A 22,345-nucleotide genomic window follows, 5' to 3' on the forward strand; every position below is an offset into this window, starting at 1 on the left:
GCGCCAGGGAGCAACCGTGCCGGTTCCGGGTTCGCGCGCCCGCGCGCTGTGCACCGTCCTGCTGGCCTGGTGCGCCCTCCTCGCGGGCGCCACGCCGGGTACGGCCGAAGCCGTCTGGACGGAGCTCGCCCGGGGCGTCGCCTACCGCACCTTCGATGTGAACGGAGTCGCGGGTCCCGCCCGGGTCCACCTGGTCTCGGTGGATCTGCGCGCGCCAGGGGTCGGCGTCGACCTCCTCGCGCCCGGCGCGGTCGCCGCGCGCGCCCCGCTGTCGGAGCTCGCCGATGCGCGCGGGGCGGTCGCCGCCGTCAACGGGGACTTCTTCAACATCACCGAGACCCAGCACCCGGGCGTCGAGGCGACCGGCGCCCCGGTCGGCCCCGCGATCGCCGGCGGACGGGTCCTCAAGGCGGCCGTACCGACGGGCCAGCGTTTCGGGCCGGCGCTGCCGCCGGGCACCGACACCCGCGAGGTCCTCGGCGTGGGCGTCGACCGCCGGGCCCGGCTGGGCCGGCTCACCCTGGACGGCACGGTGTCCACGCCCGAGGGCCGGATCCCGCTCGGCGGGCTCAACCAGTACGCGCTGCCGGTCGGGGCGGTCGGGGTGTTCACCTCCGACTGGGGCGCCCTCTCGCGCGTCCGCGCCACGTGCGGCACGGACACCGAGAGGGCCGCGCCATGCACGACGGAGACGTACGAGGTGACGGTGCGGGACGGGCGGGTCGTCGCCGTGGCCGCCGCGCCCGGGCGCGGCCCGATCGCGGAGGGCTCCGCGGTCCTGGTGGGCCGGGAGGAGGGTGCCCGGCGGCTGCGGGAGCTGGAGGTGGGTGACCGGGTCGGCGTGCACCACCGGCTGGTCGCGGAGGGTGCCCGTGTCCCCTACGTCTTCGCGGTGGGCGGCTATCCGGTGCTGCGGGCGGGCGAGCCGCTGCCCGGCCTCGACGGCAGGACGGCCGCCGTCCGCTCGGCGGCGGGCATCGCGGACGGCGGGTGGCGGCTGCTGCTGATGGCGCTGGACGGCGGTCCCGAGTTCCGGACCGGCCTGACGATCGCCGAGGTGGCGGCGGTGCTCGACCAGGTGGGCGCGGTCGACGGCTTCAGCCTCGACGGCGGAGGCTCCTCGACGCTCGTCACCCGGGACCAGGACGCCCCTGCCGTCACCGTGCGCAACCACCCCGCCGCGGGCGCCGAACGTCCCGTGCCGAACGGCATCGGGATTCTCGCCCACCCCTGACCCACCACTGCCCCTCCGCCGACCCACCGCGGTCACGTTCGGTCACCGAGCGCGGCTTGCGAGGCGTGGTTAGCGTGGGAGTCGACAACCCCATCGAGACCGTCTTCGCACCACCCTCGAACGGAAAAGAGAGTCCGTCATGGCCGCACGACCTGAAGGCACCCCGGTCTGGACCGACGCGATGTTCACCGACGTCGAAGGAGCCAAGACCTTCTACGGCGATGTGCTGGGCTGGACCTTCGGTGAATCCTCCTCGGAATTCGGCAACTACACCCAGGCGTACCGCGACGGCAAGGCGGTCGCGGCCGTCGTCCCGCCCATGCCGGGCCAGGACGGCTCGCCGCAGTCGGCCTGGTGTCTGTACTTCTCCTCGCCCGATGCCGCCGCCACGGCCGAGAAGATCAAGAGCAGCGGCGGCACGATCCTCATGGAGCCGATGACCGTCGGCGACTTCGGCACCATGTGCCTGGCGCAGGACCCGGCCGGCGTCATGTTCGGCGTCTGGCAGCCCGGCTCGCACGAGGGCTTCGAGCTGGAGGGTGAGAACGGCTCCTTCGCGTGGGCCGAGGTCTTCACGCGGGACACGGCGAAGTCGGACGACTTCTTCACGTCGGTCTTCGGCTACAACGCGAAGAAGATGGTCGACGACACCATGGACTACAAGGTCTTCGACCTGGGCGGCGACATGCCGGTCCTGGGGCGGATGAAGATGACGCAGGAGGACTTCCCGGCCGAGGTCCCGTCGTACATCCAGGTCTACTTCGCCGTCGACAACTGCGACCAGGCGGTCGACCGGGCCGTGAAGCTCGGCGGACAGAAGGTCTTCGGGCCGATGGACAGCCCCTTCGGGCGGTTCGCGGCGATCGTGGACCCGCAGGGCGCGGCGTTCGCCGTGATCGACATGACGACCACCGAGGGCGAGGTTCCCGACATGGTCTGAGCGATACGTACGACGGTGCCCGGGTCCGTGAAGGTCCCGGGCACCGTCGTACGCGCTGCTCCCTCAGCCACCGTCGCGGACGGCGACGATCCCGTTGAAGACGCCGACGTACGCCGTTCCGTCGGGGCCGATGGTGATCGGTGCCCAGTTGTTGTCGTAGGCCGGGCCGGTGCCGGTGAGCCGGCTCCAGGCGCGCTCGCCGGTGCGGAAGTCGACGGCCGTCAGGTACCAGGCGTCGACGCCGAGGGGGTTCGGCTGCTTCTCGTAGAAGTAGAGCAGTCCGTTGGCGGTGGAGAGCTTGGGGACGGTCGAGGGCGAGCGGACGTCGCTCTCCCAGACGGTGTCGCAGCCGCTGCCGTCCGGCCGGACGTCGATCCGGGTGGCGCCGCCGACCACACTGCGGCCGAAGGTGAGCGTGGTCGGGTTCTCGTAGCCGTAGTTGTTCTCGACGACGAGGCTGTTGCCCCAGCTGATCAGGGAGTTGTCGGTGGTGGATGCGCCGGAGGTGAAGACCGGCACCGTGCAGACGAGGCGTTCGGCGTCGGGGACACCGGCGCCGCGCCGGTAGACGAGGACGTTCATCCGGTCGTCGGCGTTGTCGGTGATCGCGACATACGCGTCGTCGACACCGAAGAGGTCGGGCGTGGTGCCCGAACCCTGGTTCACCGAACCGGGTTTGGTGCCGGTCCCACGGTCGTAGGTCTGCCGCCACTGGATGCGCGGGGTGCCGTCGGGGTCGGCGCGGAAGCTGTAGAGGGCGTGGTCGGAGACGATGGAGACGCCGTCACGGGCGACGGAGAAGGAGTTCTGGATCTCCTCGCCGTCCAGCCGGATCGAGCGGAGCGTGCCGCTGGCGGGGTCGACGGTGCCCACCCGGCCGAGCCGGGTCACCCACCAGACGCGGCCGTCGTAGTCCGGCATGACGGAGGTGACGGGGTCGCAGACGCCGCTCGGGAAGAGGTTGGTCCAGCTGACGCAGTCGTGCGGGACGTGCGGGGTGAGGTCCCAGTCGTCCTCGACCACGAACTCCCATGCGCCGTCCGCCTTCTGACGGTGTGCGATGCGCAGGACGTGCTGGCGGGAGTCGGCGAGGACGACGCGGTCGGTGTTGTCGAGGTAGAAGTAGGCACCACCGGAGGTGTCCTTGAAGATCTTCGCGAAGTCGAGCCGCGTGATCGCCTCGACGGTCGAGGAGCGCTGCGGCAGCCGGTACTCGGCGAGCGTGTCCAGCGTGCGCGGGTCCAGCAGCTTGAGCAGGAACCCCGAGAACGTTCCGCAGACGGTGAGTAGGCGGCCGCCCGCGTCGAAGGTGGCCGTGGCGCACTCTCCGCCGACGGCGGCGATCTTCTCGCTGGAGACCCGAGGGTCGCGCCCGAGCGGACCCGAGAAGGGGTGGGTGCCGCTGCCGGCGCCGTCGGCGTGCATGCCGCTGCGCCCGTTGGGCGCGAGGTACGGATGCTGGTCGGGTGCCTCGCCCGGCACCGGCCGCGCGGGCGCGGGAGCGCCCTCGTAGGGAGCGACGAGCCGGTGGCCCGGAGCCTTCGGTATGTCGTCGGCGAGGGCTGTGGGGGTGGCGAACGCGAGGGCGATCGCGGTCGACACGGCGATCAGGGCGAGCGCGCGGTCGCGCACGGTGGGGGTGGTCAATGCGGCTCCTCGGGTGCGTACGTCGGTCGCGCCGGCGGCCGACGTTAGGCCCGAGTAGGTGAGATGTACATGGAACTGCCGCTGGTTTCACGGCCACTTCATGGTCGCGAAACGTTCCCCCGAAACGTTACGGCTTGAGGCTGCTGACGACGTTGGCGGTGGCGGCGACCCCGTTCTGGATGGTCGGCGCCATGCTGGTGCCCGCGAGGAAGAAGCCGAGCAGGGCGCACACCAGCGCGTGGGAGAACTTGAGGCCGCCACTGCGGAGGAAGATCACCGCGAGGACGAGCAGTAGAAGCACGACAGAAACGGACACGGCCATCGCCCACACCCTCCTTGCGCCGCGCCGGAATCGCGGCGTTCGGCGGCCAGTGTGGCGCAGCGGGAGCGCCGTCCGGCCGTACGGCATGCCTGCCGAACGGGTGAGATTCCGGGTCGGCGGTTCAGGAAGGACCGGAGCCCGGCGAGGTCGTCGGTGTTGATGTGGTCGACGCGGGCGGCGCGCAGTTCGCTCCAGAGGGCGTCACGGGCGGGTCCGGGCAGGTCGGGGGTGGCCCAGAAGCGGACCCGCCGGCCGCGTGCGCGGGCGGTGCGGTCGCCGTAGGCCGCGACGCCGTCGCCCTTGATGTCGATGAGCAGCTGAACCCGACCGAGTATGGTCGGCGCTTCGAACCAACATGCTTATCCGGCCCGGGAGTTGCTCAACTCGACGCCGTACGGCCGCCGACGGTTCGCGCGCCGGACCCGGCGCCGCCGATGTGTCACGAGGACAAGCCGGGCGCGGCGAACGTCACTAACCTGAACGGATGGTTTCCTACGATGAGTTGACTCCTCCCGAGCGCGCGCTGTGGGACGCCTTCCCGGAGGGGCGCCGCCTGGACCTGCGTACGGGAACACCTGACGACGACCACGTGCGCGCAGGCGGGCGATGGGGCGCCGACCGTACGGTTCGGGCCGCCGTGATCGCGGCGCTGCTGCTGGGCGCGAACACCACGCAGACAGGCGCGGTCGCGTCTCTGCGACTGGTCGGCGCCCGTATCACCGGACCCCTCGACCTGTCCGGAGCTCAGATCGGCCATGGCCTCTGGCTCGAGGAGTGCTGGTTCGAGGAGAGTGTGGACCTCTTCGCCGCCTCCACCCAGACGATCTCGATCATCGGCAGTCGATTACCGGGCTTGAACGCCGGGTCGTCCCGCATCGAAGGACGCCTCGACCTCCGCCGGTGCGTCATGGACCGCGGTCCCGTCTCGCAGTTCCACGGCAAGGTGACCGTCGTCCTGCTCATCCACGCCCATGTGGCCGGTGAAGTGCTCCTCAGCGGGGCCGAGATCACCGCGCCCGGCGGGTGGGCGGTGTCCGCCGGTGGCATGGTCTCGGAAGGCGGTGTCTTCTTCCGGGACGGATTCGTCGCCCACGGCGGCATCCGGATGAGGGGAGCGCAGCTGCCTGGTGGGCTGTTCATGCGCGGAGCGCGCCTGGAAAGCCCCGGCCCGGGCGGGGTGGCCCTCGCGGTGGACAACGCCGTGGCCTCCTCTCTCAACTTCTCCGGAGGATTCACCGCCAACGGGACCGTACGTCTGCGTGGCGCCCAGGTCTCGGACAGCCTCACGTTCGAGGGGGCCGTCCTGAACGCGGCGCCCGACGGTGACGGCCCGGCGGTGGTCGGCATGCTGATGCAGGCCGTCGACTTCGACTTCACCCTCGCCCGTCCTCCGGCCGGGAGCGTGGATCTGCGCGGAGCGCGGGTGTCCTACCTCCACGACAGCCGGCAGAGCTGGCCGCCCGTGGTGGAGCTGGACGGTTTCGTCTACGGCTCCATCAAGGTGGACGAGGCGGGCGAACGGCGGGAGGCCGCGGCGCGCGAGCCCGTGGCCGACCGCGTGGAGTGGATCCGGCGCAGCTCGGGCTACAGCCCGCAGCCGTACGAGCAGTTGGCGAGCTGGTACCGGAGCATCGGACACGACGACGACGCCCGTCGGGTGCTCCTGGCCAAGCAGCGCCACCGGCGCCGCACCCTGCCCCCGGCCAACCGCGCCTGGGGCCACCTCCTCGACGTGACGGTGGGCTACGGCTACCGCCCCTGGCTGGCGGGCCTCTGGCTCGTCGTGCTGACCCTGCTGGGCACCCTGGCCTTCGACACCCGTTCCCCGTCGCCGATGAAACCGGGCGAGGGCGGCCCGTTCCAGCCGCTCGTCTACACCCTCGATCTCCTGATCCCCATCGGCGGTCTGGGGCAGCGCAGCGCGTGGTACTGGACGCAGGACAGCCTCCAGTGGCTGGCCTATCTGCTGGTCGGCTGCGGCTGGGTGCTGACGACGACCTTCATCGCGGGGATGACCCGGACGCTGCAGAAGAACTGACGGCGCGCCTGTCGGCGTCCACGCAGTCGGACCACTCGACCGTGCGGTCGCACCAGCGGGTCAGCAGGACGCGGTCGTGGCCGACGGCGAGAAGGCCCGCGCCGGATTCCGCCCGGTAGGACTCGACGGCGGCCACCAGGGCGGCCGTCGTCGAGGCGTCGAGCATCGCCGTCATCTCGTCGCAGATGAGCCAGCGCGGACGCAGGACCAACGCACGGGCCAGGCAGGCACGTTGGAGCTGGCCGTCGCTGACCTCGTGGGGACGGCGGGCCAGCAGGTCGGAAGTGAGGCCGACCCTCGGGGCGAGTTCGGCGAGCCGGGTCCCGGTCTCGGCGCGTCGGCCGGTGGCGCGCAGCGGTTCGACGATCAGGTCGCTCAGCCGCAGGCGCGGGTCGGCGGACATCCGGGGCTGCTGGAACACCACGCCGACGGCGGTCCGCAGGGAGCGAGGCGCCCTGTGGCGCCAGCCTCGCACGCTCTCGCCGTCGATCGTGACCCGCCCCGCGTCCGGCCGCTGGAGCAGCGCGGCGACCCGGGCGAGCGTGGACTTTCCGCAGCCGCTTGGCCCCAGCAGGCCCACCGCCTCGCCGGGGGTGACCGTGAGCGAGGCGCCGTGGAAGACCGGCGTGCGACGGTCGTATCCGGCGGTGATGGCGTCGAGTTCAAGCACGCGGGCCTCCCTCGGGGTGGTGGCAGGCCACGCCCGCCAGCGGCTTCGGCAGGGTGTCGCAGGTGTCCGTCGCACGCGGGCAGCGCGGGGCGAACGCGCAGCCGGGCGGCAGGGCGGTCAGTTCGGGGGGCATGCCGGGGATCGGGGTGAACGCGCGGTCGGGCAGGGCGTTCAGGAGGCCCCGGGCGTAGGGGTGGCTCGGGCCCGGCTCGCCGAAGAACCGGCGCGCGGGCGTCGACTCGACGATCCGGCCCGCGTACATGACCGCCACGCGGTCGGCGATCCGTTCCGCCGCCGCCAGGTCGTGGGTGATCAGGAGCAGCGCCCGGCCGTCGTCGGCGTGGCGGCGCAGTTCGTCGACGGTCCGCTCGACGAGGTCGCGGTCGAGGCCGGTGGTCGGCTCGTCGGCGAGCAGGAGCGGGGCGTCGCCGATGAGGGCGAGCGCGGTCGCGGCGCACTGGGCGAGGCCGCCGGAGAGTTCGTGCGGGTGGCGGTCCAGGTGTCCGACGGGGAACGCGGCCCGTTCCGCCGCCGCCTCGGCCGCCGCCCGGCGCTCCCGCCGCGGGGTGCCCGTCAGTTCGCGGACGGTCTCCTCCAGCTGGGCGCGGACGGTCCGCACGGGGGTGAGGTGGGCGGCGGGGCTCTGCGGTACGAGTCCGACGCGCCGTCCTCGTACCGTACGGGCCAGGGTCTCCTCGTCGGCGGTGAGCAGGTCGACGCCGTCGAGGAGGGCCGTGCCGGAGGTCTCGGCGTTGCCCGGCAGGAGGCCGAGGAGCGCGGAGGCGAGGACCGACTTGCCGCAGCCGCTCTCGCCGACGAGGGCGAGGCACTCCCCCGCCGCCAGGTCGAAGTCGGCGTCGGTGACGGCGGCGACGTGGCGTCCTCCGCGCATCCGGAAGCGGACGGAGAGCCCGCGCACGCTGAGGACGGCGTCGTCCGCGCGTTCGGCGGTGAGCGCGTCGAGGGCACGCGCCACGCGCGAGTCCGGGGCGGTCACAGCATCAGCTCCGATCGGCGGCGCGGGTTGAGCCGGTCCCGCCACGCTCCGGCGAGCCCGGCGATGGCCAGGGTCGGCACGATGAGGAGCAGGCCGGGGAAGAGCGTCGGCCACCAGTCGCCGGCGAGCAGCGAGGAGCGCGCGGACTGGACCAGGTTGCCGAGGCTGGCCTGATGGCTGGGGAGTCCGAGGCCGAGGAAGGAGAGCGCGGACTCGTGCCACATGGCGTGCGGCACCATCAGGACGGCGGCGAGTCCGGCCTGCGGCAGGACCGCGGGCAGCAGGTGGCGCACGGTCACCCTCCACCGCGAGGCGCCGCCGGAGATCGCCGCGTCGATGAAGGGACGCGAGCGCAGCGAGAGGACCTCGGAGCGCACGATCCGGGCGGTCGACAGCCAGTGGGTGAGGGCGACGGAGACGATGACCGGCCAGACGCCCGGCCGGAACATGGCGACGATGAAGATGCCGAGCAGCAGGTGCGGTACGGAGGAGAAGGCGTCCACGATCCGCATCACGACCCGGTCGGTCCAGCCGCCGAGCGAGGCGGCCGCGGCGCCGACTGCCGTGCCGATGACGGTGGCGACGAGCGCGGCGACCACGCCGACGAGGAGCGAGACCCGCAGCCCGTAGACACAGCGCAGGAGCAGGTCGCGGCCGACGTCGTCGGTGCCGAAGGGGTGCTCGAGGGACGGCGGCAGGAGCTTGAGGGAGAGGTCGACGGCCTGTTCGTCGAGCTGGACGACCGGCGGGACGACGAGAACGGCGAGGAGGACCGCGCCGACGATCCCGGCGGAGGACCACAGGCGCAGTCGCCGGGTACGGAGCTCAGCCATCGAAGCCCACCCTCGGGTCGGCGAGCCCGTACAGCAGGTCGGAGAGGAGGTTGCCGAGGAGGACGGCGGCGGTCGCGAGCACGGTGAGCGCGGCGAGCAGCGGGAAGTCGACGGAGGTGGCGGCCTGGACGGTCGCGGCGGCGATCCCCGGCCAGCTGAAGACGGTCTCGACGAGCAGCGCCCCGGTGATGAGTTCGGGGACGCGGGAGCCGACGAGGGTGAGCATGGGGAGCATGCCGGAGCGCAGGGCGTGGCCGAGGAGGACGGTCCGTTCCCGCAGTCCTCGCGCGCGTGCGCCGCGTACGGGGTCCTCTTCGAGGGCGTCGCCGACGCCCTGGCGGACGTAGAGGAAGAACCAGGGCAGCTGGGAGATGCCGAGGACGAGGGCGGGCAGCACGAGGTGGCCGGCGACCTGGTCGAAGGTGACGGTGTCGCTGGCGGTGTCGGTGAGTCCGCCGGCGGGCAGCGCGCCGAGCTTGAGGGCGAAGAACCAGATGGCGAGCAGCCCGAGCCAGAACGCCGGGGCGGCTTCCAGGGTGTACGCGGCGGAGCTGACGGCCCGGTCGAGCAGGCCGCCCCGGCGGCGCCCGGCGAGGACGCCGAGGCCGGTGCCGAGCACGATCGCGAGGAGGAAGGCGGTCGTGGCGAGCAGCGTCGACCAGCCGATCCGCTCGGCGATGACGTCAACCACGGGCTGGCGCATGACGCTGGAGTCGCCGAGGTCGCCGTGGAGCGCCGAGGTGAGCCACTCCCACCAGCGGGTGGTGAGCGGCTGGTCGACGCCGAGGTTGGCGCGCAGCTGGTCCAGGTTCTCCTGGGAGGAGGTGAGCCCGGCGGTGCCGGCGTAGGCCTTGACGGGGTCGAAGGGGGAGGCCTCGGCGACGGCGAAGACCGCGAAGGTGACCACGAGGAGGACCGGGACGGCGAACAGGGCCCGCCGTCCCGTCATCCGGGCCATGGCCCCCCAGGGGAGGCGGCGGCTCACTTCGCGGCGCCCTTGGGCTTCCAGGCCTCGACGTTCCACCAGGGGCCGGACGCGAGGCCGTGGTCGTGCGGCTCGGTCTGGGTGGACAGGCCGTTCCAGCTGTCGTCGACCACGTAGAGGTGGTCGATGTGGGTGAGGAAGGTGTAGCCGGGGTTCTTCACCAGTTCGCGCTGGACGGTGTCGTAGGCGGCGCGCCGCTTGACGGGGTCGTTGGTGCGGCGGCCGTCGACCAGGGCCTTGTCGACGGTCTTGTTGTCGTACCAGGCCATGTTGTTGAAGCCGTCGCCGCCGAGGCTGGAGGTCAGCAGCAGGTACTGGTCGAAGTCGGGGTCGCCGGGCGAGCCGCCGCCGGCGAGGACCGCGTCGGTCTTCATCCGGGGCTCGATGACCTCCCAGGTGCCGCCCTGGGTCTTGATGTCGATGCCGGCCTTCTTGGCGTCGGAGGCGTAGGCGAGGGCGTGGTCCTGGCGGAGCTTGTCGCCGGAGAGGTACCAGAGCGGGAACTCGGCCCGGACGCCGTCCTTCACGCGGACCCCGTCGGCGCCGGGCTTCCAGCCGGCCTCGTCGAGGATCTTCCGGGCGGCGTCGAGGTCGTGGCGGCGCTCGGTGCCCTTGGCGAACCACTCGCTGTCGGTGGGGACGGGCCCGTAGGCGGGCTTGCCGGCGCCTTCGAGGATCTTGTCGACCATGGCCTGCCGGTCGACGGCGACGTCGAGGGCGCGGCGGACGGCGGTGTCCCCGGTGACCTTGTTGTGGGTGGGGAGGGTGACCGTGCGGTAGTCGTACGTCTTCGCGGCGTAGGTCTTCTTCGCCTTGTCGCCCTTGAAGCCGGCGGCGAGGTTGGGCGGCAGGATGGCGCCGTCGAGGTCGCCGGAGCGCAGCCGGGTGGCGCGCACGTCGTCGTCCTTGATGATCGCCATGGTGAACTTCTTCACCTCCGGCTCGCCGCCCCAGTAGGTGGGGTTGGCCTTGAAGCTGAGCTTCTCGCCCTTGGACCAGTCGGTCAGGACGTACGGGCCGGTGCCGACGGGCTTGGTGGTGAAGGCGCCGGTGTTGACGTCCTGCTTCCCGGCGACGTGCTCGGGGGCGATGGCGAGGACGGTGCGCTCGGCGAAGGGCGCGTAGGGGTACTTCAGGGTGAAGACGACGGTGTCCTCACCGGCGGCCTTGACGTCCTTGAGGGCGTCCAGCTCGGTCTTGGAGGGGTTGTTGGTCTTCGGGTCGAGGACGGTCCTGTACGTGAAGACGACGTCCTTGGCCGAGAAGGGCTTGCCGTCACTGAACGTCACGCCCTTGCGGAGCTTGTACGTGTACGTCAGGCCGTCGGCGCTCACCTTCGGCAGCTCGGCGGCGAGGGCCGGGCGGAGCTTCAGGTCGGCGTCGAAGGCGAGGAGCCCGTCGAAGATCTTGGAGTTGCCGTCCTTGCCGTAGCCGAGGAGCGGGCTGAGCGTCTCGGGCTCGTAGGCGATGCCGACCACCGCGGAGTCCTTCGGACCGCCGGAGCCCGCGGCGGTCCCGCCCGGGTTCGAACAGGCTGCCGCGGTGAGGGCCACCGCTCCGGCCAGCGTCACGGCGGCCACGCCGCGTATGGATCGGGCGGTCATCGTGCCCACACCCCTCTTGAAGATCAACTGTTGTTGCGAACAACTCGCAATTAAACAGTATGTAAAGGGGTGCGGGCACATGGGCCCCTTACCGGTGCGGTGACGCGGGCGCCGGAAGGTCGACGAGGGCGGCGATCGCGTCCTGGTGCCGACCCGACGAACCCAGGGCGATCTGGTCGGACTTGGCCCGCTTCAGTGCGAGATGGGCGGGGTGCTCCCAGGTCATGCCGATGCCGCCGTGGAGTTGCACACACTCCTCGGCCGCATGGACGGCGACCTTCGAGCAGTACGCCTGGGCGACGGCGACGGTCAGCGGCGCCTCGGGACTGCCGGTGGCGAGCGCGTCGGCGGCGGCGCGGGCCGCCGCCCGGGCGTTCACGATCTCCAGCCAGAGCTGCGCCATGCGGTGCTTGAGCGCCTGGAAGGAGCCGACCGGCCGGTTGAACTGGAACCGGGCGCGGGTGTGGCGGACGGTCTCCTCCAGACACCACTCGGCGAGCCCGAGCTGCTCCGAGGCGAGCAGGCCGGCCCCGGCGAGCAGACCGCGCTCGACGGCCGCCGTGGACGCCGCCGCGTCGGCGAGGAGCGTGCCGGATCCGGAGCGCGTGGTGACCCGCGCGAGCGGCCGGGTCAGGTCGAGCGGAGTCTGCTGCTCCACGGTGGCGTCGGCCGTCGGGACCGCGTGGAGGCCGTCCGCACGGGGAACGAGGAGGACGTCGGCGGCGAGGGCGTCGGCGACCCCGGTCACGGTGTCGCCGGTGGGCAGCGGCGCGCCCGGGGCCGTGGACAGGGGCAGCGCGAGCACCGCGACCGTACGCCCGTCGGCGAGAGAGGCGAGCAGCTCGGCGACCGGGGCGCTCCCGGTGTCCAGGGCGAGCAGGGTCTCGGTCGCGACGACCGCGCTGGTGAGGTACGGCGCCGGCGCCACCGCACGCCCCAGCTCCTCCAGGACCACGGCCGCCTCGCGGTGGCTCGCGCCCTGGCCTCCCAGCTCCTCGGGGACGAGGAGACCGGCCGCGCCGATCTCGCCCGCGAGGGACTTCCAGAGGCCGGGGACGTAGGGGTCGCCGGTCTCGATCCGGCCGAGCAGCACGCCGGTGTCGGCCCGGTCAGCGAGCAGGGAGCGGACCGCGGCCCGCAGGTCGTCCTCGGTCTCGGAGTAGAGCAGGTCCGTCATCGCGCGAGGTCCTTCCAGGCGACGTCCTTGTCGTTGCGGGGCTCGGCGGGAAGGCCGAGGACGCGTTCGGCGACGATGTTGAGCAGGACCTCGGTCGTACCGCCCTCGATCGAGTTGCCCTTGGACCGCAGATAGCGGTAGCCGGCGTCGCGGCCGGTGAAGTCGACGAGTTCGGGGCGGCGCATCGTCCAGTCCCCGTACAACAGCCCTTCTTCTCCAAGGAGTTCGACCTCCAGGCCGCTGATGGCCTGGTTGAGGCGGGCGAAGCCCAGCTTCATCGCGCTGCCCTCGGGGCCGGGCTGGCCGGCGACGAGCTGCTGGCGCAGCCGCTCGCCGGTGAGGCGCGCAACCTCGGAGTCGACCCAGAGGTCGAGCAGGCGCCGGTGGAGGTCGTGGGTGCGCAGCTCGGGGCGCTCGCGCCAGGTCGCGGCCACGGGGCCGATCATGCCGCCCTCGCGGGGGATGCGGGCGCCGCCGATCGAGACCCGCTCGTTCATGAGGGTGGTCTGGGCGACCCGCCAGCCGTCGCCGGTCTCGCCGAGCCGGTGGGCGTCGGGGATACGGACGTCGGTGAGGAAGACCTCGTTGAACTCGGCCTCGCCGGTGATCTGGCGCAGCGGTCGCACCTCGACGCCCGGGTCGGTCATGTCGCAGATGAAGTAGGTGATGCCCCGGTGCTTGGGCAGATCGGGGTCGGTCCGGGCGATGAGGATGGCCCAGCGGGCGACATGGGCGCTGGACGTCCACACCTTCTGCCCGTTGACGATCCAGTCGCCGCTGGCCTCGTCACGGACGGCGCGGGTGGAGAGCGCGGCGAGGTCGGACCCGGCGCCGGGCTCGCTGAACAGCTGGCACCACACCTCCTCGCCGACCCAGAGCGGCCGGAGGAACCGCCGCTTGACCTCCTCGGAGCCGTACGCGAGGAGGGTCGGCGCGGCCATGCCGAGGCCGATGCCGATCCGGCGCGGGTCGTTGTCGGGGGCCTCGGCTGCGGCGAGTTCGGCGTCCACGACGGCTTGGAGGGAGCGCGGGGCGTCGAGCCCGCCGAGGCCCTCGGGGTAGTGGACCCAGGCCAGCCCGGCGTCGAAGCGGGCGCGCAGGAAGTCCGTACGGTCCGTGGTGGCGGGCGGGTGGTCGGCGAGCAATCCGCGTGTACGGGCGCGCAGTTCGTCGGCGTCGATCGCGACGGCCATCACGCGGCCCCTTCCGGGAGAACGACGAGACGGCCGGTGGTGACGCCCTCGCTGACGCGCTGCACGGCGTCGGCCGCGCCGTCGAAGGGGACGCGCTCGCTGACCAGTGGCTTGATCAGACCCTTGGCGGCGTACTCGGTGAGGGTCTCGTGGCAGCGCAGGACGGCCGCCGGGTCCTTGAGGTTGTAGAGGCCCCAGTGGAGTCCGACGATCGAGTAGTTCTTGACGAGGGCGTGGTTGAGGGCGGGCGAGGGGATGGCTCCGCTCGCGAAGCCGACGACCACGATCCGGCCCTCGAAGGCCACGACCTTCGCGGACTGGGTGTAGGCCTCGCCGCCGACGGGGTCGTAGATCACGTCGGCGCCCCGGCCTCCGGTGGCCTCCTTGACGGCGGCGACGACGTCCTCCGAGCGCCGGTCGACGACGACGTCGCAGCCGAGCGCGCGGGCGACCTCGGCCTTGTCGGCTCCACCGACGACCCCGACGACGGTCGCGCCGACGGCCTTGCCGAGCTGGACGGCGGCGCTGCCGACGCCGCCCGCGGCGGCGTGGACGAGCAGCGTCTCGCCCTCCTTCAGGGCGGCGCGGCGGTGCAGGCCGAACCAGCCGGTCTGGTAGCCGATGTGGAGCGCGGCGGCCTCGGCGTCGTCAAGGGCCTCCGGGGCGGGCAGCACGGCCGCCGCGTCCGCCACCGCGTAGTCGGCGAAGCCGCCGTACGGGAGGGCGGGGGTGGCGATGACCCGCCGGCCGTCCTCGGTCTCCCCGCAGATCTCCACCCCGGGGGTGAAGGGCAGCGGGGGCCGCACCTGGTACTGGCCCCGGCAGAGCAGGGCGTCGGGGAAGTTGACGTTGGCGGCGCGCACCCGCAGGAGGAGCTGCCCCTCGCCGGGCGTGGGCGTGTCGACCTCGTCGCGCTGCATCACCTCGCCCGGCTCGCCGTTCTCGTGCACTCGCCATGCCTGCATCGCGGTCCTCCACCAGCCGTCGTCCGTACTGCGCGGTCGGTCGCATACTAAGCGGTCGCTTGCGTCTGGTGAACCATATGCCGGCGACTTCTTCAGGACTGCTTGGGGCGGGCTCGCACATGCATCCGCTCCCCCTGGGGGCCGAAGAGGCTGAGGAACTCCACCGGCCCGTCCGGCGTCGGTCCGAACCAATGCGGTACGCGCGTGTCGAACTCGGCGGCCTCCCCCGCCCCCAGCACGACGTCGTGCTCGCCGAGGACGAGGCGCAGCCGTCCGGACAGCACATAGAGCCACTCGTACCCCTCGTGAACCCGCGGGTCCGGGTCCTCGTACGGCTTCTCCTGCACCACCTTGTACGCCTGGAGCCCACCCGGCTGGCGGGTGAGGGGGAACATCGTCCGGCCGTGCCGCACGATCGGCTTGGCCTTGACCCGGGGGTCGCCGACCGGCGGCGCGCCGACGAGTTCGTCCAGCGGGACCTGGTGGGCCCGGGCGATGGGCAGCAGCAGCTCCAGGCTCGGCCTGCGCTGCCCGGACTCCAGGCGGGAGAGGGTGCTCACCGAGATTCCGGTGGAGGCGGAGAGGTCCCCGAGCGTGGCGCCGCGATCGCGGCGGATCCGGCGCAGCCGGGGTCCGACCTCGTTCAGCACGGCGTCGATGCGGTCGTCCCCGGTGTCTGCTTCAGTCATCTCTCCATTGCAGAAACGGCAAACGCGTTTGTCAACCCCGGCGGTCGGGGAGACGCTGCTGGTATGAGCGAACACACGAGCCCCCATGAGCCCGAGTCCTACGACGTGGTGGTGGTCGGCGGTGGAGCCGCCGGGCTGAGCGCGGCCCTGGTCCTCGGCCGGTCACGGCGCCGGACCCTGGTCGTCGACTCCGGCGAGCCGCGCAACGCCCCATCCGCCCACATGCACGGTTTCCTCTCCCGGGACGGGATGAACCCGGCGGAGTTCCTGGAGGTGGGGCGGCGCGAGATCGCCGCGTACGGGGTGGAGTGGACGACAGGGCAGGTGACGGGAGCGGTCCGGGAGCTGGGCGACGCCGGGGGCTTCGTCGTGACCGTGGACGACGACCATCTGGTCCGCGCGCGCCGGCTCGTCGTCACGACCGGGCTCGTCGACGAGCTTCCCGCACTCGACGGGGTCGCCGAGCGGTGGGGGCGGGAGGTGCTGCACTGCCCGTACTGCCACGGCTGGGAGGTGCGCGACCAGGCCTTCGGGGTGCTCGCGCACCCCGTCTTCGGCGCCCATCAGGCGCTGATCGTCTCCCAGTGGTCGGCGGACGTGACCCTCTTCCCGCACACGGCCGGGCCGCTCTCCGAGGAGCAGGCCGCCCAGGTGGCGGCGGCCGGGATCGAGGTGGTGGCGGGCGAGGTGGCCGGGATCGCGGTCGAGGACGACCGGTTCCTCGGGGTACGGATGGCGGACGGCCGGGTCGTGGAGCGTGACGTCCTCTTCGTCGGTACGCGGATGACGCCTCGGGACGGTCTGCTGACCGCACTGGGCGCCGAGGCCCGCGAGACGCCGCTCGGCCCGTTCGTGGCCGTGGACGACACCGGCCGGACGAGCGTGCCCGGCGTCTGGGCGGCGGGGAACGCGATCGGCGCGCAGGAGCAGGTGATCAACGCGGCGAGCGGCGGCTACCGGGCCGGTGTCGCGATCAACCTGGAGCTGATCATGGAGGATCTGGACCGCAAGGTCACCGCCGCCGACCGACAGGCCGCGGCCACGAGCTGACGGCCCTTCAGTTCTCGGCGCCGTCGCGCTATCGATGCGGCATGACGACCGAAGAGAAGGACCCGCCCGGACTGCCCTCCCCTCCCCCGCTCGGCGCGAGCGCGCTGCCACCGGGGACGTACGAGGGGAGGGTGGTTCTCGTGACGGGCGGCGGGACGGGTCTCGGGAAGGCGATCGGGGCCGAGTTCGCCCGGCTCGGGGCGGAGCTGATGATCGTCGGCCGGACGGCGGCCCGGCTGGAGACCGCTCGGCGGGAGCTGACGGAGGTCGCCGGTACCCGGGTGGCGACCGCGGTCTGCGACATCCGCGAACCCGGCTCCGTCGCCGGGGCCTTCGACGCCTGCGAGAGTGCCCTCGGCTCCCGGCCGGACGTCCTGGTGAACAACGCGGCGGCCAACTTCCCCGTACCGGCGGAGGAGTTGTCGCCGAACGGCTGGCGCGCGGTCGTCGACATCACCCTGACCGGGACCTGGTTCATGACCCGGGAGTTCGCCCGCCGCCACCTCGCGGCGCGCACGCCCGGCTCCGTCGTCAACGTCGGCGCCTCCTACGCCTGGACCGGCGGCCCCGGCTTCGCCCACTCGGCGGCCGCCAAGGCCGGCGTGAAGAACCTGGTGGAGACGCTGGCGGTGGAGTGGGGACCGTACGGGATCCAGGTGAACGGGCTGGTCCCGGGACTGATGCCGCACGAGGACATGACGGCCGACATCCGGGGCGCGCTGGATCGGGCGCCGCTCCAGGACGCCCGTCAGCCCGCCCTCCGTGTCGGCCACCCACGTGAGCTGGGGTGGGCGGCGACCTTCCTCGCCTCGCCGTACGCCCGGTTCGTCTCCGGGCACACGCTCGTGGTGGACGGCGCGAACTGGCAGCGCCGCGTCCTGGTCAACGACCCCGTGGTGCCGGTCCGTGAGCAGCTGGGACGCGGGCCGTTCGGGGAGTGACGCGCGCTGGTCCACGCGGATGAACCCGCGCGACTGCGGCTGCGGGGGCCGTGGAGAGCGGCCAGGATCGGCGAGGGTGGCCCGAAGGACCTCCTGAGACACCGAAAGGCAGGCACACCACATGCTCGGTACGGACTTCACCAAGGGATCGCCCAACTGGGTCGACCTGGGCAGCCCTGACACGGAGGGCGCCGCCGCGTTCTACACCGCCGTCTTCGGCTGGGAGTTCGCCTCGGCCGGTCCGGACGCGGGCGGCTACGGGTTCTTCCAGCAGGACGGGAAGACGGTCGCCGCCCTCGGTCCGCTGACCGAGGAGGGGGCGAGCAGTGCGTGGACGCTGTACTTCCAGACCCCCGACGCCGACGCCACCGTCAAGACCGCCGAGAGCGCGGGCGGGACGGTGCGGGCCGAGCCCATGGACATCATGGACGCGGGGCGGATGGCGCAGCTGACGGACCCCCAGGGCGCGCAGTTCGCGGTGTGGCAGCCGGGTACGACGAAGGGGCTGGAGAGGGCCTCCGAGAACCACACGCTGTGCTGGGCGGAGCTGCACGTGCCGGACCCCCGGGCCGCCCTGGACTTCTACGGGAAGTTGTTCGGCTGGCGCGCGCAGGAGATGGAGGCGCCCGGCATGACGTACCGGGTGCTGTCGACCGCCGAGGGGGACCTGGAGGACACCTCCTTCGGCGGTGTCGCCGAGCTTCAGGAGGGCGCCGACCACGCCCGCTGGATCCCGTACTTCGCGGTCGGCGACGCGGACGACATCGTCGCCCGGGCCCAGGGCAACGGCGGGTCGGTCGTCATGCCGGCGGCGGACATCCCCGACGTGGGCCGCATCGCCTGGGTGGCCGACCCCTACGGCGCCCCGTTCGCGGTCCTGAAGCCGGCGCCGCAGCAGTAGGTCAGCCGCCCTCGAAGCGGGGCGTCCGGCGTGCCGCCTTCGCCGCGTAGCCCTCGCGGGCGTCGGCGGAGGAGAGGGTCAGGGCGGCGGCCGAGGCCGTGCGGTCGAGGGCGGCGGCCAGGCCCTGGTCGGCGTAGGCGTCGATGTTCCGTTTGATCGCCCGGACGGCGAGCGGCGCGGCGGCCGCGATGGCGGCCGCCGTCTCGCGGGCGGTGCGCTCCAGCTCGTCGCGTGGTGTGACGAGCTGGACGAGGCCGAGCCGTTCCGCGGTGGCGGCGTCGATCCGGCGGCCGGTGAGGGCGAGGTACTTGGCCCAGCCCGCGCCCGCCTCGCGGGCGATCCGCAGGTCGCCCCCCGCGTCGACGGCGACGCCGAGGCCCGCCTCGGGGAGGGCGAAGAGGGCGTCGTCGGCGGCGATCCGGATGTCCGCCATGAGCGCCAGCTCGAAGCCGAAGCCCAGGCAGTAGCCCTGGACGGCGGCCACGACCGGCTGCGGCAGCCGGGCGAGGACGGCGAAGCGCTCGTGGACCCAGCGGATGCCCTCGTCGTACCGCTGGATCTTCTCGGCGGTGGTCCGCCCGGTGATGCCGCCACCGGGCGCGGTGACGTCGATCCCCGCACAGAACGCGCGCCCCTCGGCGCGCAGCAGCACGACGCGCACGCTCTCGTCGAAGCGGATCCGGTCGGCCATGATCCCGAGCTGCCGACTGGCCTCCCAGCTCCACCCGTTGAGCTTCTCGGGCCGGCAGAGCGTGAGCACCCCGAGGCCCTCCTCGACGACGAACGTGAACCGCTCCTCCCCCTCCGGGATCTCCCGGTCGAGCGTGTCGATCACCCCGCACCCCCTCCTGACGTACCGTCAGTTATGGCCTCAGGCTAGGGGCTCGCCACAGCAGGAGGAAGGCCCGCGGGCCCGCCGTCGCCGTCCGGGGTCGCCTCGCCCTCAGCGGGAGAAGAGCTCGAAGGCGACGGTCGGGCGGTCGCCGTACCGGGCCGCGAAACGCCGGTTGTTCTCCGCCAGGAACGCGCGGACGTACTCCTCGGGGTCCTGGTCCGTCAGGGCCTCGATGTACGCGCGGTGGGCGAGCAGCGAGCGGATGGAGCGCTCCTCACCAGGCGTGGCGTCGACGGCGTGGGTCGGGGTGCTCGAACCGGCGACCGCCACCCAGCGGACGCCGTTCCACGGCTCCAGGCCCTGCTCGGTCAGCTCGGGGAAGATCCAGCGGTTGCCCGCGTCACCCGCCGCGTCGAGCGTGGCGCGGCCGACGGCCACATGGTCGGGCGTGTTCCAGAAGCCGCCGACGCTCGGTCCCCAGGTGTCGCGGTGGTTGAGGGTGATGACCAGTTCGGGGCGGTGGCGGCGGACGGCCGCCGCGATGTCGCGGCGCAGACCGAGCCCGTACTCGATCACACCGTCCCGGTGGTCCAGGAACTCCACCGTCGACACCCCGACCACCTCCGCGCTCGCCCGCTGCTCCTGCTCGCGCAGCGGGGCGCAGGTGGTGGGGTCGAGGGTGTCTATGCCTGCCTCGCCCCGGGTGGCGAGGACGTAGACGACCTCCTTGCCCGCGTCCGTCCAGCCCGCGATGGCGGCGGCGCAGCCGTACTCCAGGTCGTCGGGGTGGGCGACGACGGCGAGCGCGCGCTGCCAGTCGTCGGGCATGTCGGCCAGGTGCGGGGAGTTCATGTCGTCGATCATGGTCGCAGGATACGGCTCCTCAGCCCCGGATCGCCGCGGAAAGGATCACGGAACGCGAGGCGTGCCGGGGGCGGTCCGGGTTCAGCCCGCGCCGCGCCGCGAGCGTGACGGCGAGGCGCTGGGCGCGCACCAGGGCGGCGACGGGGTCGATGGCGTCCGCCGCGAACAGCGCCCCGGTGGCCTCCACTTCGTCCCTCAGCCCCGTCGGCTCGGGCCCGAGGCAGCACACGAGACTGGTGCGGTCGCTGATGACGATCGGCCCATGGCGGTACTCCATCGCCGCGTACGACTCCGCCCAGGCGCGGGCCACCCCGCGCAGCTTGTGCGCGGCCTCGTCGGCGAGCCCGACCGTCCAGCCCGTGCCGAGGAAGGTGAACTGGGCGCGCCGTTCCCAGCTGACCGGCAGCGGCTCGTAGAGGGCCAGTTCGGCGTCCGCGACGGAGGCGGTGAGGTCCACGCCCAGGCCTGCGCGCAGCAGTTGGAGGGCGCTGGTGGCGAACCGGGTCTGGACGACGGAGCGTTCGTCGGCGAAGCCGAGGCCGATGACCCGGTCCGCGTGGTGGGCGGCCCGGCTGTCGGGGACGGCGGTCAGGACCAGCGTCGGGATACGGCCGGAGGCGCGGGCGAGCAGGGTGACCACCTCCGTGGTCGAGCCGGAGCGGGTGAGGGCGACGATCCGGTCGTAGCCACGGCTGAGCGGGGTCTCGTCGGAGGCCGGGAAGGCGTCGGTCTCGCCCGCGCCGAGGGACTCGCGCAGGGCGGCGTAGGCCCGGGCCATGAAGTACGAGGTCCCGCAGCCGACGACGGCGACCCGCTCGCCCGGGCGGGGCAGCAGCCGGGCGTGGTCGGCGGCCGTGTCCGCGGCACGGCGCCAGCAGTCGGGCTGGGCGGCGATCTCGGCACTGACGTGGGTGGTCATGTCCGGGTCCTCTCCTCGGTGCGCTCCGGAGGAGTTCTATCCGCCGCGCCACGGACGCGCCATGAGCAATCAGGACGCATTTCTTGGACTTTTGCGAACGGTCACCTTCCGCGCGCGTCCGCCGCCGGCCGGTTCGCGCCGCAGGAGGCGCGGACGACCAGCCGGGGGCGCAGCTGCACCTGGTGCAGCGGGGAGGCGTCGCCGTCGGCGAGCCGGCGCAGCAGGATCTGCGCGGCGAGTCGGCCGACCTGGAACTTGGGTGGCGAGACGGCGGTCAGCGGGGTCTCCGCGACATCCGCGAACTCGTTGTCGTAGCTGATCAGAGCCAGGTCGCGGGGGACGTTCAGGCCGGCGCGCCGGGCCGCGGCGAGGACGAGGGACGCCTCCCGGTCGCCGAAGCAGAGCCCGGCGGTGGCACCCGCCGCGCGGAGGGCGGCGACGGCGCGGTCGGCCCCTTCGGGGTCCCAGCGCGCGCCTTCGTCCCGTACGTGGAGGGGCTCGGGAAGGCCGAGATCGGCGACGGCCCGGGCGAATCCCGACTCGATCGGGGCGGTGGTGGGCGCGTCGGAGCGGACGAGCAGGGCCATCCGCTCGTGCCCCAGGGCCCGCAGATGGCGTACGGCGTCGTAGGCGCCGCCCTCGTGGTCGGTGCAGACGTGCTCGGTGGGGTCGCCGGGCCCGTACGCGGCGAGCCGGCGCTCGACGAGGACGGCGGGTACGGGCAGCGCGAGGAGGTCGTCGGCGCGCCTGCCCGGGTCGGTGGCGGTGTGCAGGGTGGGGACGAGCAGCAGTCCGTGGACGCCGGCGGAGAGCAGGCGCGCGAGAGCGGCGTCCTCCTCGTCGGGGTCGTAGTGGGAGCAGGCGAGGACGAGGCGGGCGCCCGCGGCGGCGAGTTCCCGCTCGATGCCCTGGAGGACGCGGGGGTAGTAGAAGGAGGTGTCGGGGACGAGGACGCCGACGATCCGGCGGTCGGGGGCGCTCGCCCCGGTGTCGGCGGCCGGCTGGGCGGCGAAGGTGCCCGCGCCCTGACGGCGTTCGACCAGGCCGAGGGCGACGAGGTCCTCGTAGGCCCGGCGGACCGTGGTCACCGAGAGCCCGGTCTCGGTGGCGAGGGCGCGCTCGGTGGGAAGTTTGGAGCCGGGGGGCCAGGTGCCGTCGAGGATGCCGCGTCGGAGTTCGGCCATCAGCGCCCGGAACTTCAGCTCGCGCCCGGACACCGGAACGCCACGCCTGGACGCCGGAACCTCGCGCCCGGACGCCGGAACGCCACGCCTGGACGCCGGAACATCACTCCCGGATTCGGGAACCTCGCTCCGTGCCAACCCGGCCTCCTCCGAACGCGCCTCGATTGCTGCCTTGTTGCGCGGCGCATGCTACCGCCGGAGACTCACCGGCAACCCCGAGCGTCAGAGGTCGCCCCGGGCGGGCGACCTCGCGGCCGTACAACTCGATCCGCTCACCGTCGGGGACGGTGTGGTCGAGCGGGACGGTGAAGCGGTGGTCGGTGAGGACTTGGCCGGGCCGGCGGCAACTGGTCAGTG

At 72.9% G+C, this 22,345-nt stretch carries 21 protein-coding genes and 2 pseudogenes; 6 read left to right on the forward strand and 17 right to left on the reverse strand.

Annotated elements, in window-relative coordinates:
• Positions 1-16 precede the first annotated feature (16 nt).
• Positions 17-1,234, forward strand: coding sequence for a phosphodiester glycosidase family protein (locus ACWF79_RS00260; protein ID WP_453725773.1), 1,218 nt, complete (start codon positions 17-19; stop codon positions 1,232-1,234).
• A gap of 139 nt (positions 1,235-1,373) precedes the next feature.
• Entirely contained in the window at positions 1,374-2,174 is an 801-nt protein-coding gene (locus tag ACWF79_RS00265) for a VOC family protein (protein WP_453725774.1), read from the forward strand.
• A gap of 63 nt (positions 2,175-2,237) precedes the next feature.
• On the opposite strand, the gene ACWF79_RS00270 is transcribed toward ACWF79_RS00265, so the two are convergent.
• The 3 genes and pseudogenes from ACWF79_RS00270 to ACWF79_RS00280 all read right to left on the reverse strand — a co-directional run.
• Positions 2,238-3,821 carry a hypothetical protein gene (locus ACWF79_RS00270; protein ID WP_453725775.1) on the reverse strand — a complete coding sequence of 528 codons (1,584 nt, stop codon included), beginning with the start codon at positions 3,819-3,821 and terminating at the stop codon, positions 2,238-2,240.
• Between the two features lie 127 nt (positions 3,822-3,948).
• Positions 3,949-4,143, reverse strand: coding sequence for a hypothetical protein (locus ACWF79_RS00275; protein WP_137991798.1), 195 nt, complete (start codon positions 4,141-4,143; stop codon positions 3,949-3,951).
• Positions 4,144-4,250: 107 nt separating this feature from the next.
• Positions 4,251-4,412: pseudogene (locus tag ACWF79_RS00280) on the reverse strand (hypothetical protein); the annotation flags it as partial.
• A gap of 215 nt (positions 4,413-4,627) precedes the next feature.
• On the opposite strand from ACWF79_RS00280, the gene ACWF79_RS00285 reads away from it, so the two are divergent.
• Positions 4,628-6,181 carry an oxidoreductase gene (locus ACWF79_RS00285; RefSeq protein WP_453725776.1) on the forward strand — a complete coding sequence of 518 codons (1,554 nt, stop codon included), beginning with the start codon at positions 4,628-4,630 and terminating at the stop codon, positions 6,179-6,181.
• Here ACWF79_RS00285 and ACWF79_RS00290 read toward each other — a convergent pair.
• The 9 genes from ACWF79_RS00290 to ACWF79_RS00330 all read right to left on the reverse strand — a co-directional run bounded on the left by ACWF79_RS00290 (position 6,144) and on the right by ACWF79_RS00330 (position 15,294).
• Positions 6,144-6,851 carry an ABC transporter ATP-binding protein gene (locus tag ACWF79_RS00290; RefSeq protein WP_453725777.1) on the reverse strand — a complete coding sequence of 236 codons (708 nt, stop codon included), beginning with the start codon at positions 6,849-6,851 and terminating at the stop codon, positions 6,144-6,146. The two genes, ACWF79_RS00285 and ACWF79_RS00290, sit on opposite strands and share 38 nt — an antisense overlap.
• On the reverse strand, positions 6,844-7,743 hold the full coding sequence (locus tag ACWF79_RS00295; protein WP_453726158.1) for an ABC transporter ATP-binding protein: 900 nt from the start codon (positions 7,741-7,743) through the stop codon (positions 6,844-6,846). The genes ACWF79_RS00290 and ACWF79_RS00295 overlap by 8 nt, the downstream gene beginning before the upstream one ends.
• A gap of 101 nt (positions 7,744-7,844) precedes the next feature.
• Positions 7,845-8,681, reverse strand: a complete 837-nt coding sequence (locus tag ACWF79_RS00300) for an ABC transporter permease (protein WP_453725778.1) — start codon at positions 8,679-8,681, stop codon at positions 7,845-7,847.
• A complete protein-coding gene (locus ACWF79_RS00305) occupies positions 8,674-9,639 on the reverse strand; it encodes an ABC transporter permease (RefSeq protein ID WP_453725779.1) in 966 nt (321 codons plus the stop codon). Before ACWF79_RS00305 ends, ACWF79_RS00300 begins: the two co-directional genes overlap by 8 nt.
• Before the next feature lie 23 nt (positions 9,640-9,662).
• Positions 9,663-11,270, reverse strand: a complete 1,608-nt coding sequence (locus ACWF79_RS00310) for an ABC transporter substrate-binding protein (RefSeq protein WP_453725780.1) — start codon at positions 11,268-11,270, stop codon at positions 9,663-9,665.
• Between the two features lie 88 nt (positions 11,271-11,358).
• On the reverse strand, positions 11,359-12,447 hold the full coding sequence (locus ACWF79_RS00315; RefSeq protein ID WP_453725781.1) for an acyl-CoA dehydrogenase family protein: 1,089 nt from the start codon (positions 12,445-12,447) through the stop codon (positions 11,359-11,361).
• Positions 12,444-13,640 (reverse strand): acyl-CoA dehydrogenase family protein, encoded by a 1,197-nt coding sequence (locus ACWF79_RS00320; protein ID WP_453725782.1) that lies wholly within the window; start codon positions 13,638-13,640, stop codon positions 12,444-12,446. Before ACWF79_RS00320 ends, ACWF79_RS00315 begins: the two co-directional genes overlap by 4 nt.
• Positions 13,640-14,605, reverse strand: a complete 966-nt coding sequence (locus tag ACWF79_RS00325; RefSeq protein ID WP_453725783.1) for an NADPH:quinone oxidoreductase family protein — start codon at positions 14,603-14,605, stop codon at positions 13,640-13,642. The genes ACWF79_RS00320 and ACWF79_RS00325 overlap by 1 nt, the downstream gene beginning before the upstream one ends.
• Before the next feature lie 92 nt (positions 14,606-14,697).
• Positions 14,698-15,294 (reverse strand): helix-turn-helix domain-containing protein, encoded by a 597-nt coding sequence (locus ACWF79_RS00330; RefSeq protein WP_453725784.1) that lies wholly within the window; start codon positions 15,292-15,294, stop codon positions 14,698-14,700.
• A gap of 63 nt (positions 15,295-15,357) precedes the next feature.
• Between ACWF79_RS00330 and ACWF79_RS00335 the strand changes: the two genes are divergently transcribed.
• The 3 genes from ACWF79_RS00335 to ACWF79_RS00345 all read left to right on the forward strand — a co-directional run bounded on the left by ACWF79_RS00335 (position 15,358) and on the right by ACWF79_RS00345 (position 18,186).
• Positions 15,358-16,344 (forward strand): NAD(P)/FAD-dependent oxidoreductase, encoded by a 987-nt coding sequence (locus tag ACWF79_RS00335; protein ID WP_453725785.1) that lies wholly within the window; start codon positions 15,358-15,360, stop codon positions 16,342-16,344.
• A 41-nt stretch (positions 16,345-16,385) separates the two neighbouring features.
• A complete protein-coding gene (locus ACWF79_RS00340) occupies positions 16,386-17,285 on the forward strand; it encodes an SDR family oxidoreductase (RefSeq protein ID WP_453725786.1) in 900 nt (299 codons plus the stop codon).
• Positions 17,286-17,406: 121 nt separating this feature from the next.
• Positions 17,407-18,186 (forward strand): VOC family protein, encoded by a 780-nt coding sequence (locus ACWF79_RS00345; RefSeq protein WP_453725787.1) that lies wholly within the window; start codon positions 17,407-17,409, stop codon positions 18,184-18,186.
• A 1-nt stretch (position 18,187) separates the two neighbouring features.
• Here the strand turns inward: ACWF79_RS00345 and ACWF79_RS00350 are convergent, their stop codons facing one another.
• From ACWF79_RS00350 to ACWF79_RS00370, 5 genes and pseudogenes are all read right to left on the reverse strand, one after another.
• Positions 18,188-19,021 carry an enoyl-CoA hydratase/isomerase family protein gene (locus ACWF79_RS00350; protein WP_453725788.1) on the reverse strand — a complete coding sequence of 278 codons (834 nt, stop codon included), beginning with the start codon at positions 19,019-19,021 and terminating at the stop codon, positions 18,188-18,190.
• Between the two features lie 108 nt (positions 19,022-19,129).
• A complete protein-coding gene (locus ACWF79_RS00355) occupies positions 19,130-19,885 on the reverse strand; it encodes a PIG-L deacetylase family protein (RefSeq protein WP_453725789.1) in 756 nt (251 codons plus the stop codon).
• 19 nt (positions 19,886-19,904) lie between these two features.
• Entirely contained in the window at positions 19,905-20,804 is a 900-nt protein-coding gene (locus ACWF79_RS00360; protein WP_453725790.1) for an SIS domain-containing protein, read from the reverse strand.
• 101 nt (positions 20,805-20,905) lie between these two features.
• Positions 20,906-22,021, reverse strand: a complete 1,116-nt coding sequence (locus tag ACWF79_RS00365) for a GntR family transcriptional regulator (RefSeq protein WP_453725791.1) — start codon at positions 22,019-22,021, stop codon at positions 20,906-20,908.
• Positions 22,022-22,211: 190 nt separating this feature from the next.
• Positions 22,212-22,343, reverse strand: a pseudogene (locus ACWF79_RS00370) (alpha/beta hydrolase); the annotation flags it as partial.
• Between the last annotated feature and the right edge of the window lie 2 nt (positions 22,344-22,345).

This window comes from Streptomyces sp. NPDC054975, from assembly GCF_053609105.1.

What these genes read in the sequence shown, in the direction of transcription:
- ACWF79_RS00265 (WP_453725774.1), top strand. Translation starts at nt 1,374, where the DNA reads ATGGCCGCACGACCTGAAGGCACCCCGGTCTGGACCGACGCGATGTTC.
- ACWF79_RS00275 (WP_137991798.1), bottom strand. Translation starts at nt 4,143, where the DNA reads ATGGCCGTGTCCGTTTCTGTCGTGCTTCTACTGCTCGTCCTCGCGGTG.
- ACWF79_RS00285 (WP_453725776.1), top strand. Translation starts at nt 4,628, where the DNA reads ATGGTTTCCTACGATGAGTTGACTCCTCCCGAGCGCGCGCTGTGGGAC.
- ACWF79_RS00295 (WP_453726158.1), bottom strand. Translation starts at nt 7,743, where the DNA reads ATGCGCGGAGGACGCCACGTCGCCGCCGTCACCGACGCCGACTTCGAC.
- ACWF79_RS00300 (WP_453725778.1), bottom strand. Translation starts at nt 8,681, where the DNA reads ATGGCTGAGCTCCGTACCCGGCGACTGCGCCTGTGGTCCTCCGCCGGG.
- ACWF79_RS00305 (WP_453725779.1), bottom strand. Translation starts at nt 9,639, where the DNA reads ATGGCCCGGATGACGGGACGGCGGGCCCTGTTCGCCGTCCCGGTCCTC.
- ACWF79_RS00310 (WP_453725780.1), bottom strand. Translation starts at nt 11,270, where the DNA reads ATGACCGCCCGATCCATACGCGGCGTGGCCGCCGTGACGCTGGCCGGA.
- ACWF79_RS00315 (WP_453725781.1), bottom strand. Translation starts at nt 12,447, where the DNA reads ATGACGGACCTGCTCTACTCCGAGACCGAGGACGACCTGCGGGCCGCG.
- ACWF79_RS00320 (WP_453725782.1), bottom strand. Translation starts at nt 13,640, where the DNA reads ATGGCCGTCGCGATCGACGCCGACGAACTGCGCGCCCGTACACGCGGA.
- ACWF79_RS00325 (WP_453725783.1), bottom strand. Translation starts at nt 14,605, where the DNA reads ATGCAGGCATGGCGAGTGCACGAGAACGGCGAGCCGGGCGAGGTGATG.
- ACWF79_RS00330 (WP_453725784.1), bottom strand. Translation starts at nt 15,294, where the DNA reads ATGACTGAAGCAGACACCGGGGACGACCGCATCGACGCCGTGCTGAAC.
- ACWF79_RS00335 (WP_453725785.1), top strand. Translation starts at nt 15,358, where the DNA reads ATGAGCGAACACACGAGCCCCCATGAGCCCGAGTCCTACGACGTGGTG.
- ACWF79_RS00340 (WP_453725786.1), top strand. Translation starts at nt 16,386, where the DNA reads ATGACGACCGAAGAGAAGGACCCGCCCGGACTGCCCTCCCCTCCCCCG.
- ACWF79_RS00345 (WP_453725787.1), top strand. Translation starts at nt 17,407, where the DNA reads ATGCTCGGTACGGACTTCACCAAGGGATCGCCCAACTGGGTCGACCTG.
- ACWF79_RS00355 (WP_453725789.1), bottom strand. Translation starts at nt 19,885, where the DNA reads ATGATCGACGACATGAACTCCCCGCACCTGGCCGACATGCCCGACGAC.
- ACWF79_RS00360 (WP_453725790.1), bottom strand. Translation starts at nt 20,804, where the DNA reads ATGACCACCCACGTCAGTGCCGAGATCGCCGCCCAGCCCGACTGCTGG.